Origin of the sequence: Tautonia sp. JC769 (assembly GCF_040717455.1) — a bacterium.
Lineage (GTDB): Bacteria > Planctomycetota > Planctomycetia > Isosphaerales > Isosphaeraceae > Tautonia.
This window is the reverse complement of the sequence record NZ_JBFEFH010000004.1, coordinates 282,446-297,919: the sequence shown is the minus strand read 5'-3', so window position 1 is coordinate 297,919 and position 15,474 is coordinate 282,446. Positions and strand designations below refer to the sequence as shown.

Below are 15,474 nucleotides of genomic sequence, written 5' to 3'. Positions count from 1 at the left end.
ATCGTGCGCGGGTCAGGCCGAGCGGTCGGGCAAGGCGAGGCGGCAGAGGGCCTCGCGCATGGCCTCGGGGAACTCGCGACGGACGGCCTCTTCCTGCAGGGCGGTCTGGGCGCGGAGGGCGGGGGCATCGGGCTCGGGCTGGAGCCGTTCGTACGTGCCGTCGGCGTGGAGCAGGCGGGATTTGGTGTTGTCGACGAGATAGACGCCGAGCAGCTCGCGGACGATCCGGGAGTGGAGTCGGGGGTCCTCGACCGGGAACATCAGCTCGACGCGGCGGTTGAAGTTGCGCGGCATCCAGTCGGCCGAGGAGAGATAAACTTCCGGGTCGTTGCCGTTCTGGAAGTAGGCGATCCGGGAGTGTTCGAGGAACTTGTCGATGATGCTCACGACCCGGATGTTCTCCGAGATGCCGGGGACCCCGGGGCGGAGGCAGCAGATCCCTCGGATGATCAGATCGACCTGAACCCCTGCTTGAGAAGCGGCATAGAGCGAGGCGATGGTGCGGGGGTCGACGAGCGAGTTCATCTTGGCGATGATCCGGGCCGGTCGCCCGGCCTCGGCGTGCTGGCGCTCGCGGTCGATCATCTCCAGGACGCGATCGACCAGGTGATAGGGGGCGACGACGAGCTTCTGCCAGTCGTGCCCCTGGGAGTAGCCGGTCAGGAGGTTGAACAGGGCCGAGGAGTCGTCGCCGAAATCGGGGCGGCAGGTGAAGAGGCCGAGATCGGTGTAGAGCCGGGCGGTCGTCGGGTTGTAGTTGCCGGTGCCGAGGTGGATATAACGCCGGATGCCGTCGGGCTCCCTGCGGACGACGAGCGCGGCCTTGCAGTGGGTCTTGAGGCCGACCATGCCGTAGACGACGTGGACGCCGGCCTTCTGGAGCATCCGGGCCTTGACGATGTTGTTCTCCTCGTCGAGCCGGGCCTGGATCTCGACGAGGACGGTCACCTGCTTGCCGTTGCCGGCGGCCCGGGCGAGGGCGTCGATGATCGGGTTGTCCTCGGCCGTCCGGTAGAGGGTCTGCTTGATCGCGAGGACCTGGGGGTCGACGGCCGCCTGCTCGACGAACTGGACGACGGCGTCGAACGACTCGAAGGGGTGGTGGACCAGGATGTCCCGATCCCGGATCGCCTCGAAGATATTCCCGTTCGAGGCCAGGGCCGACGGGAGCCGGGGCTCCCAGGGGGGTTCCTTGAACTCCCGATACCCCTCGATCTTGCACAGCGTGGCCAGCGCCGAGAGTGCGACGGGGCCGGGGACCCGGTACACGTCTCGGTCGTCGAGGTCCAGGGTCGGTGCGTTCTGGAGCAGGGAGACGAACGTCTCGTCGGCCCGATCGGAGATCTCCATGCGGACGGCGTCGCCCCACATCCGCTTGCGGAGATTCTCCTGGATGATCGAGAGCAGGCTGGATTTGACGTCGCTCTCCTGGATGCTCAGGTCGCTGTTGCGGGTGACGCGGAAGGCGGCGTGGGCGACCACGCGGAAGCCGCCGAAGAGCGAGTCGAGCCGGGGGCCGATCACGTCCTCGAGCAGGACGAGCCGATGCTGGCCGACCTCCTCGGAGGGGAGGCGGACCAGTCGGCTGAGGACCGCCGGGACCTGGAGCACCGCGTAGAGCTGCCGGGGTGCCTGGGAGTCGGTCCGCTTGCGGTTGCGTTCCTGGCGTTCGAGGCGGAGGATCAGGTTGAGGCTCTTGTTGTGCAGGTGCGGGAACGGGTGGGCGGGGTCGATCGCCAACGGGGTGAGGACGGGGTAGACCTCGGTCTCGAAGTAGGCGTCGAGGAAGGTGTTCTCGTCGTCGGTCAGGGCGTCGGGGCTGACGACCACGATCCCGGCCGAGGCGAGCTTGGGCAGCAGGTCGTCGATCCAGGTCTCGTACTGCCGGGCGACGAAATCGCGGGATCGTCGGCCGATTTCGAGCAGTTGCGTCAAGGCGCTGAGGCCGTCGGGCGGGGGATCCTGCGGCTCGAGCTGTTCGTAGATCTGCGCCTGCAGGCCGGCGACGCGGACCTCGAAGAATTCGTCGAGGTTCGAGGCGGTGATCGCGAGGAAGCGGAGGCGTTCGAGCAGGGGGACCGAGGGATCCCGGGCCTCTTCCAGCACGCGCTCGTTGAAGTCGAGCCAGCTCAGCTCGCGGTTGATGAACAGCGAGGAGTCGAGCGCGAGGCCGTCGGGAACCCCTTCCGGAGTCGCGTAGGGGATGGGGATCGTCTCGGATCGCGTGGGCTCGGACATCGCGGGCGTGCCTTCCTCGCCAAAGGGTCAGGAGGCCCGAGCGGCCCGGGAGGCATCGGTCGCGTCGAGTCGGGCCCGAGTCTCCAGGTCGCGGAGGGCTCGGAGGTTGATCGCGTCGAGGTCCTCGCCGCCCTCGGTCCCCTTGGGCGTCTCCAGGATCATCGGCAGCGCGGCGAACCGCGGGTCGGCCACGAGGTGGCCGAACGGCCCCAGGCCGAGCTGGCCGCGACCGATCCCGGCATGGCGATCGACGCGGCTCCCGCACGCCTTGACGCTGTCGTTGAGGTGCCAGACCCGGACCCGGTCGAGGCCGACGATCCGATCCAGCTCCCCGATCGTCTCATTGTACTCGTCCCGGGTCTCCAGCCGATAGCCCGCGGCGAAGATGTGGCAGGTGTCGACGCAGATCTCCAGCCGATCGGCCTCGCGGGCCCGCTGGAGGATGTCCCTCAGGTGCTCGAAGCGATGCCCGAGGCAACTGCCCTGCCCGGCGGTCGTCTCCAGGGCGATCCGGGCCTGGAAGCCCTTCGTACGCCGGTGAATCTCGTCGAGGCCCGAGGCGATCCGGGCGATCCCCGCCTCCTCGCCGCTGCCGACGTGGGCGCCGGGGTGGCTGACGAGGTGGAGGATGCCGAGCGCCTCGGCCCGTTCCAGCTCGATCACCATGGCGTCAATCGACTTCTGCCAGAGTTCGTCGTCGGGGCTGGCCAGGTTGATCAGGTAGGAATTGTGCGCGACGGGATCGCCGACGCCGGTCTCCGCGAGGCTCCGGCGGAAGGCGGCGACCTGCTCGTCGGCGAGTGGTTTGGCCTTCCACTGGTTGTTGCTCTTGGTGAAGACCTGGACGCAATCCATCCCCAGGGCCGCGGCGGCCCGCACGGCGCGGTCGTGACCCCCGGCGATGCTCATGTGGGCGCCGAAGGTCCGGGGAACCCATTGCGATTGCGAGCGGGCCTTGGCGGGCATTCTTGGTTCCCTTCTCCGAAAGCGGTGGGATGGTCGGTCGGGGTGATCGCCGCCTCGCGGCCTCGCGAGGGCGGGCGCATCGTATCGCAACCCTCGACGATCGGCCACGTCAGCTCTCGACCCGGCAGACCGGCGGTCCTCGGCGTGTTAGCATGGGCGTCGCCGGCCTCGCGTCATCCAGAGTCCGTTCACGATCGGAATGCCTGATGCCCCGCATTTCCTCCCGAGTCTTGACGGCGGTGGTGGTGACCCTGGCGACGGCCGGGGTGATCGGCGCGGCGGGCCTGAACTGGGGGGGGCACACCATGTCGATCCCCGGGACGCTCGGCGGCGGGATCGGTGAATTCGAGACGACCGGGTGGGCGGGCCGATTGATCGTCGGCCCGTTCTGGCTGCCGAACTGGATGGTCGTGTTCGCCTCGGGGATCGTCTGCTGGTGCTCCTGGCTGCGGGCCGTGCGCGTCGGCCGCATCCCGGCGGCGTTGCCCATCGCGTTCACGCTCTACGGGGTCGCTCACGCCGGGGCCATGGTCTTCCTGTTCTGGGGAGGATCGAGGGCGAGCCTCGGCCCGGGAGCCCCGCTGACGGTCCTGGCCTTCGCGGCGATGCTGGTGATGATCGTCCAGGACGTCTTGATCGAGGCTCGTCACACGCGATCAGGGTGAGTGCGCCTCGGGTCCGGCCGGTTCGTCGGGTGCTGCCGGGGCCTCCGGGCCTTCTTCGTCCTCGTCGGGGATGTCGGTCCGATAGGTCCCGAGCGAGGCCCAGACGGCGGGGTCGATCGACCGGGAGTAGACCTGAACGCTGCCGTCCATCAGGAGCACGCGGACCCCTTCGACGTGCCCGCTCGATGCCCCCATCACGGCCGTCCGGCCCTGCTCGTCGATGCACGATCGGCTGCTTTGGGGGACGGAAGCATGCGAATAGAGCGTCGATCGCCAGCCGAGCTGCAGCCAGGATCGACCCGCGTCGGTCTGGGGGGGGGCCTCGGGGACGGCCGGACAGCCTCCCTGGGGGATCGGGCCGGGGACGAGGTGGTAATCTCGGGCCGTCTCGCGAGACTTCCCGGCCGTGCCGACGAGCCGCTCGGCAAAGGCCGCGGTGTAGGAGGCGCCGTCGCCGGCCTCGACCTCATCGAATCCGATCGCGAGGCCCGGTGCGAAGGGGCCTCGTCGGCCTTCCGTCCGGTCCCCCGTATTGGCCCGGTAGTTGACCGGGGCGGGGAAGACCCGGGAGGTGGCGATCGGATCGGACGGGCAGACGAACTCCGGGAGGTAACGCTCCGCAAGCGGTTCGGCCAGCGGGGGGCCGGGTTCCGACCCGGCCTGGAGGTCGAGCCCGGTCACTTCCGTCCGGCCGAGTTGCTGCAGGATGGTTGCCAGCGGCCCCTGCGACGATCGCTCCGGCCCCTCAAGCGGCGGGACGTACGGGACGAACCGGGTCACCTGCTCATAAACCTGAAGCGCCAGGCCGATTTGCTGCAAGTTCCGGGAGCAGGTGGCGGATCGGGCGACTTCCCGGCTCCTCGTCAGGCCCATCATGAGCAGGAGCGCCAGGATGCCCACGACGACGAGGACGACCAATACCTCTACCGGTCCGATCCCCCTTCGACGCCTCCCACGGGACGGGGGCCGATCGACGCGGGCATCGCTTCGGGGTATGTCTGGATATGCGTGCATGACTTCGTCCGTTCGTGGATTCGGGGGGCAAGGGGCAATCGGTTGCGGCGAAGGAACGCCCGGGGGGGCGCCAGCGTTTGGCGCGTCTCTCGGTGTCGATCGGCGTGACGGGACCGGAACGATCGGCCCGGCCGGCCGAGTCTCCGGGAAAGCGGTTGCGACGACGACGGATTCTACGGGATAATTCAGGGGCGTGAGTCTCTCTCCTTCGTGTCCAACATTGTGATGATCGCTCGCCGTCGTTGCGGGCGGAGAACGTAAGAATGGCCGACGAAACGCTCCTGGACTTGCTCGACGACGTACGCGGCAAGACGCTCAAGGAATTGCAGAACCTCGACGACACCCATGCCCGATGGGCCCCGCCCGGCCTCCAGAACTCGTGCCTCTGGCACGCCGGCCACTCCTACGTGGTCACCGAGTTCCTGACCATGAAGGCCCTTGGACGAGAGCCCCAGGTTCCCGAGGGTTGGTTCAAGATGTTCAGCTGGGAGAGCAACCCGGCGCACATCTCCCCCGATCACTGGCCGCCCCTCGAAGAGGTGGTCGCGGCCCTGAAGGCCCAGCAGGAACGGCTCCGAAGCGTGATTTCGGAACTGACGCCCGAACAACTGAGCGCCAAGGAGCCCGGCAATCCCAACCGCACGGTGCGCTACGCGATCGCCCACGGCTTGCACGACGAGGCCCGCCACAGCGGCGAGATCTCGCTGCTCCGAAAGTTGATGAGCCGGACCTTCGTGGTCCAGTCTCCCCAGGCCTTCTGAGCCGGCCGGCGTCGGTGCCCTGGGACACCGCCGTTTCCGAGGAATCGCGGACCCGGGCCTGCACGACAGGCTGGCAGGCCCGGGTTTGAGCTTTATACTCTCTCTGTTCAACATGCCCCGAAAGAGTCGAACGAAGCGCGTCGTTCGGGCGTAGAATGAGGAGATGAGCATCGTGAAACCGTGCGAACGTCGAGATCTGTGAGGTGAATTCGCCCTCGATCACCCGTCAAGCATGGGTGGCCGAGCGATCGGATTTCCTCGCTCTGGAGACGGTGGGAATCGTTCTTGTTGCCCGGAATTCGAGGAGCAACGATAAGGCTCGACCAGGATACATTCCGCCTCGCGAGCAATCCCCATTCCTCCCTGCCTTTCCGGACCTCATGTGAGGTCTCGGGCCGAACGCCTTCGGCCGAGTTCCCCGCCGCCAATCACCACCGAGCCGACTCGGGAGCCGAATCGATGAGACCGCCGAAACGCGCGACGACGCGATCCCTCGTCCTGGCCGCCTGCTGGGCGCTGTTCGCCGCGGGGCCCTTGCCGGCCGCCGATGACGCGAACCCTGGACGTCGGATCGACTTCGGGAAGCAAATCCGGCCGATCCTCTCGGATGCCTGTTTCGCCTGCCATGGGCCGGACGCGGCCACCCGGAAGGCCGACCTGCGGCTCGACCTGAGGGACGAGGCGCTCGCCGATCGGGGGGGATATTCTGCCATCGTCCCCGGCGACGTCGAGGCGAGCGAGCTGTTCTATCGGATCACGAGCGAGGACGAATTCGACCGGATGCCGCCGGAGTCGCACGAGGCCCTGACGGCCGAGCAGATCGGGCTGATCCGGGCCTGGATCGCGCAAGGGGCCGAGTGGGAGGAGCACTGGGCGTTCGTCCCGCCCACGAAGCCCGAGCCCCCGGCGCTGGCGGATGACCCGTGGGTCCGCAACCCGATCGACCATTTCATCCTCGACCGGTTGAATCAGGAAGGGCTCGAACCGTCCCTCGAGGCGACTCCCGAGGCCCTGGTCCGTCGGGTCTACCTCGACCTGACGGGATTGCCCCCGACCCCGGCCGAGGTCGACGCCTATCTCGCCGACGAGCGAGACGACCGCTACGAGCAGCTCGTGGACCGGCTCCTGCAATCGCCCCGATACGGCGAGCACATGGCCCGCTTCTGGCTCGACGCGGCCCGCTACGGCGACACGCACGGCCTGCACCTCGATAATTACCGGGAGATGTGGCCCTACCGCGACTGGGTCGTGGACGCCTTCAACCGCAACCTGCCCTACGATCAATTCGTCATCGAGCAACTGGCCGGCGACCTCCTGCCGTACCCGACCCGCGATCAGCTCATCGCCACCGGGTTCAATCGGGCCCACGTGACCACCAGCGAGGGGGGCTCGATCGAGGAAGAAATCTACGTGCGCAACGTCGTCGAGCGCGTCGATGCGACCGGGACCGTCTTCATGGGGCTCACCGTCGCGTGTGCCCGATGCCACGACCACAAGTTCGACCCGATCTCGGCCAAGGACTATTATTCGCTCTTCGCCTTCTTCAACTCGATCGACGGCAAGCCCCTCGACGGCAATGCCAAGGCGCACCCGCCGGTGATCCAGGTCCCCTCCCCCGAGCAGGAGGCCGAGCGGGCTCGGCTCGACGAGCAGATCGCGGCGATCTCGGGACGCATCTCCGAGGCCGTCTCCGCCATCGAGTACGACCCCGCCGGCGACGAGGACCGCGGCGAGTACGTCCGTCGCGGCGACTTCGTCTGGGTCGACGACGCCCTGCCACCGGGGGCCAAGCCCTCGGCCGAGGCCGACTGGTCCTTCGAAGCCGAGCCGAACCACCCCGTCTTCCTGGGCGAGAAGGCCCATGTGCGATCCGCCGAGGGGCAGAGCCAGCACTTCTTCACCGAGGCGTCGCAGGGTTTGCTCGTCGGGGAAGGTGATACCCTGTTCGCCCACGTCTTCCTGGATCCGCTCAATCCGCCGAAGGAGATCATGCTCCAGTGGAACACCGGCGAATGGAAGCACCGGGCCTACTGGGGAGAGAACCTGATCGACTACGGCGCCGACGGGACCGCCGAGCGATTCGCCAAGGGTCCCTTGCCGACGACCGGCGAATGGGTTCGTTTGGAAGTGCCCGCGGCCGAGGTCGGCATCGCGCCGGGGACGACGATCACCGGCATGGCCTTCACGCAGCACGGCGGGACGGTCCGCTGGGACGCCGCCGGCCTGCGCACCTGGACGCCGCAGCCGGGCAAGACCTACACGAGCCTCGCGGCCTGGGTGCGTGATCAGAAGATCCTCGGCGACAAGTCCGGCCTGCCGGGGCCGATCCGGGCCATCGTCGAGAAAGCCCCGGGCGATCGTTCCGACGACGAGGCCCAGCAACTCCGCGACCACTTCGTCCGGTTCGCCTACGCCCCGGCCCGGTCGACCTTGAGCCCCCTGCTCGACGAGCTGGCCTCGGCCGAATCGGCCCGCAAGACGCTCGAAGAGGCGATCCCGACCACCCTCGTCTGGAAGGAGCTGGCCGAACCGAAGCCGGCGTTCATCCTCAACCGGGGCGAGTACGAGGAGCGCGGCGAGCAGGTCGGCCGCGCGACCCCCGAGTTCCTGCCCGAGCTGCCCGACGGTGCCCCCCTCGACCGGATGGGGCTGGCCCTCTGGCTCGTCGATCGCTCGAACCCACTGACCTCCCGAGTGGCCGTCAACCGGCTCTGGCAGCAGGTCTTCGGCACGGGCCTGGTGAAGACCTCCGAGGACTTCGGCTCTCAGGGGGATCCGCCCAGCCACGAGGAACTGCTCGACTGGCTCGCCGTCCAGTTCCAGGATGACGGTTGGGACATGAAGACGTTCATGAAGCGCATGGTCACGTCGGCCACCTACCGCCAGACCTCTCGGACCACCCCCGAGCTGAACACCCGCGACCCGAAGAACGTGCTGCTCGCCCGGGGGCCTCGATTCCGGCTCGACGCCGAGACGCTCCGCGACCAGGCGTTGTCGGTCTCGGACCTGCTCGTCGAGCAGATCGGCGGGCCGGGCGTCAAGCCGCCGCAGCCGTCGGGCCTCTGGGAGGCGGTCGGCTACACCAGTAGTAACACGGCCAAGTTCAAGGCCGACTCGGGCCGCGACAAGGTCCACCGCCGCAGCCTCTACACCTTCTGGAAGCGGACGGCCCCGCCGCCGCAGATGACGACTTTCGACGCCCCGTCCCGGGAGTCGTGCACGGTCCGCCGGGAACGCACGAACACGCCGCTCCAGGCGTTGCTCCTGCTCAACGACCCGCAGTACGTCGAGGCCGCCCGCGGCCTGGCCGAGCGGACGCTGCGCGAGGCGGGCCCGTCGGCCGACGAGCGGCTGACCCACATGTTCCGCCTGGCGACCGCTCGGCATCCGGAATCGGACGAGCGGCAGGAGCTGCTCGCGGCCTTCGACGAGGTGCTCGCCTCGTATCGAGGCGAGGTCGAGGAGGCCCGGGCCCTCATCGCCGTGGGCGAGACGCAACCCGACCCGGCGTTCGACCCGGCCGAGCTGGCCGCCTGGACCATCATCGCGAACACCCTGCTCAACCTGGACGAGGTGATCGTGAAGGGCTGATTCCCCCCGGCCCTTTGACGCAGTTCATCGCACGAAACCGAGACACTCGAATCGAGAGGAACGCGAGCATGGATCCGATCCTTGAGCGCATCCAGACGATGACGCGGCGGCATTTCTTCGGCCGGGGGGCCGTGGGCCTGGGCACGGCGGCCCTGGCCTCGCTCCTGCCCGATCGCGCCGCCCGGGCCACCGGGGCGGATCAAGGCCGCCCGGCGGTCTCCCCCGGCGGCCTCCCCGGGCTGCCTCACTTCGCCCCGAAGGCGAAGCGGGCCATCTACCTGTTCATGTCCGGCGGCCCCTCGCAACTCGACATGTTCGACTACAAGCCGACCATGAACGAGTGGTTCGACAAGGACCTGCCCGAGTCGATCCGCAAGGGGCAGCGGCTGACGACGATGACCAGCGGCCAGACGCGGTTCCCGATCGCGCCGTCCCGTTATGAGTTTGCGCAGCACGGCAACTCGGGGGCCTGGGTCAGCGAACTGTTGCCGCACACGGCGAAGATGGTCGACGACCTGGCGATCGTCAAATCGATCAACACCGAGGCGATCAACCACGACCCGGCGATCACCTACATCTGCACGGGTCACCAGCTTCCCGGCCGGGCGAGCATGGGTTCCTGGCTCGGCTACGGGCTGGGCTCGATGAACGAGAACCTGCCGTCGTTCGTGGTCATGACCCCGAGCTGGACCGGCCGGCAGGACGCCCAGGCGCTCTACAACCGGCTCTGGGGCTCCGGGTTCCTGCCGAGCAAGCACCAGGGGGTCCGGCTTCGGACCGATGGCGACGCCGTGCTGTTCCTGTCGGACCCTCCGGGCGTCAGCTCGACGCACCGGCGGCGGATGCTCGACTCGCTGGCCACGTTGAACCAGAAGCATTTCGACGAGTTCGCCGACCCCGAGACCCAGGCCCGGATCGCCCAGTACGAGATGGCCTTCCGGATGCAGACCTCGGTCCCCGACCTGATGAACCTGGCCGACGAGCCGAAGCACATCCTGGACATGTACGGCCCGGACGTCCACAAGCCCGGGACCTTCGCCTACTGCGCGTTGATGGCCCGGCGCCTCGCCGAGCGTGACGTGCGATTCGTCCAGCTCTTCCATCGCGGCTGGGACCAGCACGGCAACGTCGCCGGCGACCTGCCGAAGCAGTGCAAGGACATCGACCAGCCGAGCTGGGCGTTGGTCCAGGATCTGAAGCAGCGCGGCCTGCTCGACGACACCCTGGTGATCTGGGGCGGCGAGTTCGGGCGGACGATCTACTGCCAGGGCGGCCTGACCCGCGACAATTACGGCCGAGACCACCACCCGCGTTGCTTCACGGTCTGGATGGCCGGCGGCGGCATCAAGCCGGGCGTCGTCCACGGCGAGACGGACGAATTCAGCTACAACGTCGTCCAGGACCCGGTGCACATCCACGAGATGAACGCCACGATCCTGCAGTGCCTGGGCATCGACCACAAGCGGCTGACGTACAAGTTCCAGGGCCTCGACATGCGGCTGACGGGCGTCGAGGATCACGGCCCGGTTCCGGCCTTGCTCGCCTGAGCGTCCTCGGTCATGCTCAAGGGCCCTCGGCTGGCTTCGGCCGGTCGTGGGCCCTTTTTTTGCATCGAGATCGACCACTACCTGAGATTGAGGGACCTCCGGGATGAACGCCCCTGCCCTGCTCCGCTGGACCGCGTCGCTGACGCTGGGCCTGCTGGTCATCGCCCCCGGGGCGATCGCCCAGCCCCAAGGGTTCAACTACGACGAATCCAGGGTCCCCGAGTATTCCTTGCCCGACCCGCTGGTCGCCGAGGACGGCTCGAAGGTCTCGACCGCCGACGCCTGGCGCCAGTCACGGCGCCCCGAGGTGCTCCGCCTCTTCGAGGATCACGTCTACGGCAAGACGCCGATCGGCCGGCCCGAGGCGATGCGGTGGGAGGTCTTCGACGCGGCCGACGACGCGATCGGCGGGCTCGCCAGGCGCAAGCAGGTGCGCATTTATTTCACCGAAGACGACGACGGCCCTCGCATGGACCTGCTCCTCTACACCCCGGCCGACGCCGACGGGCCGGTCCCGACCTTCCTGGGCCTGAACTTCCGCGGGAATCACACGGTCTTCCCCGACCCCGCGATCCGATTACCCGAGGGCGGGGACGAGTCGGTCCGGGGGGAGCGGCGGGGGCGATGGCCGGTCGACACGATCGTCTCGAACGGCTACGGGCTGGCGACCATCTGGTACTACGACATCGATGCCGACGTGAAGGATCGTTGGGACGATGGGGTCCACCCCCTCGCCTATGCCGAGGGGCAATCCGAGCCGGGCTCGGGGGAATGGGGATCGATCGGCGCCTGGGCCTGGGGACTGAGCCGGGCGCTCGACTACCTGGAAACCGATGAGCAGGTCGATGGCTCCCGGGTGATCGTGATGGGCCACTCGCGGCTGGGCAAGACCTCGCTCTGGAGCGGGGCCCAGGACGAACGCTTCGCCCTGGTCATCTCGAACGACTCGGGATGCGGCGGCGCGGCCCTGAGCCGACGCCGGTTCGGCGAGACCGTCGAACGGATCAACACCTCGTTCCCCCACTGGTTCACCGATCGATTCACGCAGTATAATGGCGACGAGGATGCCTTGCCGGTCGACCAGCATATGCTCATTGCCCTGATCGCCCCACGGCCGGTGCTGGTCTGCTCGGCCGAGGAGGACCTGTGGGCCGATCCCCGGGGCGAGTTCCTCTCGGCCAGGCACGCGGGCCCCGTGTACGAACTGCTCGGGACCGATGGCATGGCCCGGGACGAGATGCCGGGCCTGAACGACCTGATCGCGAGCACGGTGGGCTACCACATCCGTCCCGGCGGCCACGACGTGACCGATCGGGACTGGGAGGTCTTCATCGAGTTCGCCGACACGCACCTCGGCCGCGATGGGGCGCGGTGACCGATCGCCCGATGCAATGCCCGGGCGATCGCGCGGGAGTCGGGCCCGGTGGAACCGGTCGATCGGACCCATCGCCTGGAATCAAGGCAGGTGAGAATGATGAGATTCCCTCGCGTTCCTGCCGTGCCCTGGGGGCGGTCGTCGGGGGGCGGGCTCCTCGGCCCGGACGATCCTGCCGAGCATCGGCCGGGAGCGACCGCGCACGACCGCCCCGGATTCGAGCACCGGCTCCGGGACGGGCGGCGCGTCTTCCTGACGCCCGTCCTCCCGGGAGATCGCCATCGGCTCGAAGCCGGATTCGAGCAACTGTCCGACCAATCGCGGGTCTTCCGGTTCTTCCGACAACGCGACCGACTCAGCGAGGCCGAGATCCAGCGCCTGATCCAGGTCGATCAGGTCGATCACGTCGCCTGGTGCGCGCTCGACCTGCCCGATCCCCCCTTCGACGGCCTCGGCAGCGGTCGCCTGATCCGCGATCCGGGCGACCCCGAGAAGGCGGAGGTCGCCGTGACGGTGATCGACGCGGCGCAGCGGCACGGCCTGGGGACGGTCTTGCTCGCGGTCCTCGTCCTCCGCGCCCGGATGCTGGGCATCTCGACGCTGACCGCGCACGTCCTGCCGGAGAATCGGGTCGTGGTCCGGTGGCTCAAGGACCTCGGCTGGACGATCGTCCGAGACGAAGGCTCGCTCGAATTCGAGGACCAGGCCCGTCCCGATCCTTCCCGGGTTTCGGAATTCCCCGCCCGGGCACGGTTCGAGCAACTGCTGGACGACCTGGAACCGCGGGTGATGTCCTGTCTGGCCGTGATGGCCGGGCGGGCGGCTTCCGGCCCGCCGGCCCCCCTCGTCGACGGCCCGGAGGACGACCATCCCGAGGGCGGGGCGGTCGAGGGCCGCTGACCGAGGGACCTTCGATTCGGCAACGGTCCCTCGGCCCGATCGGGGGCACGTCGACCTCAATCGTCGAATCCGAGGCCCTTCGTCGCGGTCTGGATGCGGCAGAAATGCATGTCGGCCGTGACGTAAAGCACGGTGCCGTCGTCGCCGCCGAAGGCGCAGTTGGCGGTCGCCTCGCCGGTCTTGAGCGTGCCGAGGTGGGTGCCGTCGGGGGCGAAGATCAGGACGCCGCCGGGGCCGGTCGCGAAGAGGTTGCCGTCCGTGTCCACGGCCATGCCGTCGGGCAACCCTTTCTCGCGGCCGACCCGGTCGGTCACGTCGGCGAACACCTCGCCCTCGCCCAGCGTGCCGTCGTCCTTGACGGGGAAGGCCATCCAGATCGCCCGTTCCGGGTCGGAGTTGGCCACGTACAGGGTGGATTCATCGGGCGAGAAGGCGATGCCGTTCGGGCGGGTCATCTGGTCGGTCAGGAGGGTCAAGGTCCCGTCGGGAGCGAGGCGGTAGACCCCCTGGAACGGGAGTTCCTTCCCCGGATCGTCGACATTCTGCGGCAAGCCGTAGGGGGGATCGGTGAAGTAGAGCGAGCCGTCGGACTTGAACACGGCGTCGTTCGGGCTGTTCAGGCGCTTGCCCTCGTAACTGGAGGCGAGCGTCTCGAAGGTCTGGTCGTCGTTCAGGCGGGCGACGCGGCGATCGCCGTGCTGGCAGAGCAGCAGGCGGCCCTCGTCGTCGAAGATCAGGCCGTTCGAGCCGGGCTCCTGGCCCGTGAAGGCGTCGGTGCCGGTGTATCCGCTCGGCTTGAGGAACGGTTCCAGCCCCCCGTCCTCCGTCCAGGCGAAGACGGTGTTGCGCGGGATGTCGGAGAACAGGACGGTCTGCCGATCGGGCCACCAGACCGGCCCTTCGGTCCACTCGAAGCCCGACGCGAGGATCTCAAGCCTCGAATCCTCGGGGATCAGGTCCCGGAAGCGGTCGTCCGTGACCTCGATCGTGCCCAAGGAGTCGTACGGGGCGGACGCCGCCTCCTGGGCCTCGGCCGTCGGCGGCCTGAGGAACGGCAACGCCAGCAACACGGCGGCGCCAAGCGCCCACGATTCGGGCCTCGTCTTGCGATCAGAACGCGTCATGGATCGGCTCCGGGAGAGGCGAGCAGAATCCGCTTGGCTCACCAGACATCGGGAGCGAGCGCACCGGCCCTGCTCGCCTCAAGGCCGGTGGCAACCCTCGAACTTAGTCGAGCCCGGGCCGCCGGGCAACGGGCCGGCGCGGGGCGAGCTGGTGTCCCTCCCGCCGATTCCTCTCGGACGCACTGGCGTATTAACCGAGACGGGGCCCGGCCCGACCGCCGCCACCGAATCAGTGCGTGCCGGTGGGGGGCAGCTTCATCGGCATCGGCATCGGGGCCCGGATCGCCGCGTTGTGCACGATGGCCGACCGGTCGTGGCGAGGGGTCAGCTCTCGGAAATGGGTGACGCAGTTCCTGCCCCGCTGCTTCGAGCGATAGAGCGCCTGGTCGGCCTGATCGAGCAGCACGTCCGGCGTCGAGGCGGATGGCCCCGACGTCCCGACGCCGAAGCTGGCCGTGATCGGGGTCCCTCGCCAGACGCGGTCGGCGATCGAGCGTCGAAGCCTCTCGGCCAGGGCGATCCCCTCCGGGGCGCTGACGCGGGGCAAGAGGACCACGAATTCCTCCCCGCCGTATCGGGCGATCAGGTCCCGGTCGCGGACATTCGCCCGGAGGACGTCCGCCACGCCGATCAGGACCTCGTCGCCGGCGGGGTGGCCGAAGGAGTCGTTGTAGAGCTTGAAGCGATCGACGTCGAGCAGGATGACGGTCAAGGGCTGGGAGGACTGGTTGCTCAGCGTGAAGCTCGACTCGAACAGGCGATGGAAGTGGCGACGGTTCCGGAGGCCGGTCAGGGCGTCGGTGATCGCCATGTCGGCCAGGCGTTCGTTGCGCAGCTCCAGTTCCTGCTTCAGGGCCTCGAGCTCGTCGGAGCGGCGGACCAGCTCCTCCTGCATCTCGAGGATCCGCCGGGCGATCTCGACCCGAGCGATCAGCTCGTCGATGTTCAGCGGCTTGCTGAGGAAGTCATCGACCCCGGCCCGGTAGCCGGCCAGCCTCGCCTCGACGCCCGATCGGGCCGTGATCAGGATGAAATACGTGTAGAGCGACCCAGCGCGGTCGCGAAGCCGCTGACAGAGGCCCAGGCCATCCAGGCCGGGCATCATCCAGTCGGAGATGACCAGCCGGATCGACCGATCGGCCACCAGGCGCATCTCGGCCTCCAGGCCGTTGGCAACGACCGTGATCTCGTGACCAAGCCGCCTCAGCGCACCGACAATCAGGGTGGCGCTGACCGGATCGTCTTCTGCCACAAGGATTTTCATCAAAACCGCCGGCCATCGAGTCTGAGGAA

Annotated in this window: 11 protein-coding genes; 6 read left to right on the top strand and 5 right to left on the bottom strand. The window is 68.3% G+C overall.

Annotated features, from left to right (window positions below):
* Nucleotides 1-12 precede the first annotated feature (12 nt).
* Together ppk1 and AB1L88_RS06550 are read right to left on the bottom strand one after the other, a co-directional pair.
* Complete coding sequence (gene ppk1, locus AB1L88_RS06555) at nt 13-2,238, bottom strand: polyphosphate kinase 1 (protein ID WP_367095835.1); 2,226 nt, start codon at nt 2,236-2,238, stop codon at nt 13-15.
* A gap of 27 nt (nt 2,239-2,265) precedes the next feature.
* A complete protein-coding gene (locus AB1L88_RS06550; protein ID WP_367095834.1) occupies nt 2,266-3,204 on the bottom strand; it encodes a deoxyribonuclease IV in 939 nt (312 codons plus the stop codon).
* A 206-nt stretch (nt 3,205-3,410) separates the two neighbouring features.
* On the opposite strand from AB1L88_RS06550, the gene AB1L88_RS06545 reads away from it, so the two are divergent.
* On the top strand, nt 3,411-3,869 hold the full coding sequence (locus AB1L88_RS06545) for a hypothetical protein (protein ID WP_367095833.1): 459 nt from the start codon (nt 3,411-3,413) through the stop codon (nt 3,867-3,869).
* On the opposite strand, the gene AB1L88_RS06540 is transcribed toward AB1L88_RS06545, so the two are convergent.
* A complete protein-coding gene (locus AB1L88_RS06540; protein WP_367095832.1) occupies nt 3,861-4,787 on the bottom strand; it encodes a DUF1559 domain-containing protein in 927 nt (308 codons plus the stop codon). The genes AB1L88_RS06545 and AB1L88_RS06540 overlap by 9 nt on opposite strands.
* A gap of 359 nt (nt 4,788-5,146) precedes the next feature.
* Between AB1L88_RS06540 and AB1L88_RS06535 the strand changes: the two genes are divergently transcribed.
* From AB1L88_RS06535 to AB1L88_RS06515, 5 genes are all read left to right on the top strand, one after another.
* Nucleotides 5,147-5,644, top strand: a complete 498-nt coding sequence (locus AB1L88_RS06535) for a DinB family protein (protein ID WP_367095831.1) — start codon at nt 5,147-5,149, stop codon at nt 5,642-5,644.
* A 459-nt stretch (nt 5,645-6,103) separates the two neighbouring features.
* The gene (locus AB1L88_RS06530; RefSeq protein ID WP_367095830.1) at nt 6,104-9,235 is read left to right on the top strand and encodes a PSD1 and planctomycete cytochrome C domain-containing protein; all 3,132 of its coding nucleotides are present in this window, start codon (nt 6,104-6,106) and stop codon (nt 9,233-9,235) included.
* A 68-nt stretch (nt 9,236-9,303) separates the two neighbouring features.
* Nucleotides 9,304-10,782, top strand: coding sequence for a DUF1501 domain-containing protein (locus tag AB1L88_RS06525; RefSeq protein WP_367095829.1), 1,479 nt, complete (start codon nt 9,304-9,306; stop codon nt 10,780-10,782).
* 103 nt (nt 10,783-10,885) lie between these two features.
* A complete protein-coding gene (locus tag AB1L88_RS06520; protein ID WP_367095828.1) occupies nt 10,886-12,157 on the top strand; it encodes an acetylxylan esterase in 1,272 nt (423 codons plus the stop codon).
* A gap of 96 nt (nt 12,158-12,253) precedes the next feature.
* Nucleotides 12,254-13,057, top strand: coding sequence for a GNAT family N-acetyltransferase (locus AB1L88_RS06515; RefSeq protein WP_367095827.1), 804 nt, complete (start codon nt 12,254-12,256; stop codon nt 13,055-13,057).
* 56 nt (nt 13,058-13,113) lie between these two features.
* Here AB1L88_RS06515 and AB1L88_RS06510 read toward each other — a convergent pair whose 3' ends face one another.
* Nucleotides 13,114-14,181, bottom strand: coding sequence for an SMP-30/gluconolactonase/LRE family protein (locus AB1L88_RS06510; protein WP_367095826.1), 1,068 nt, complete (start codon nt 14,179-14,181; stop codon nt 13,114-13,116).
* Nucleotides 14,182-14,410: 229 nt separating this feature from the next.
* Nucleotides 14,411-15,445, bottom strand: coding sequence for a diguanylate cyclase (locus tag AB1L88_RS06505; RefSeq protein ID WP_367095825.1), 1,035 nt, complete (start codon nt 15,443-15,445; stop codon nt 14,411-14,413).
* Nucleotides 15,446-15,474 lie beyond the last annotated feature (29 nt).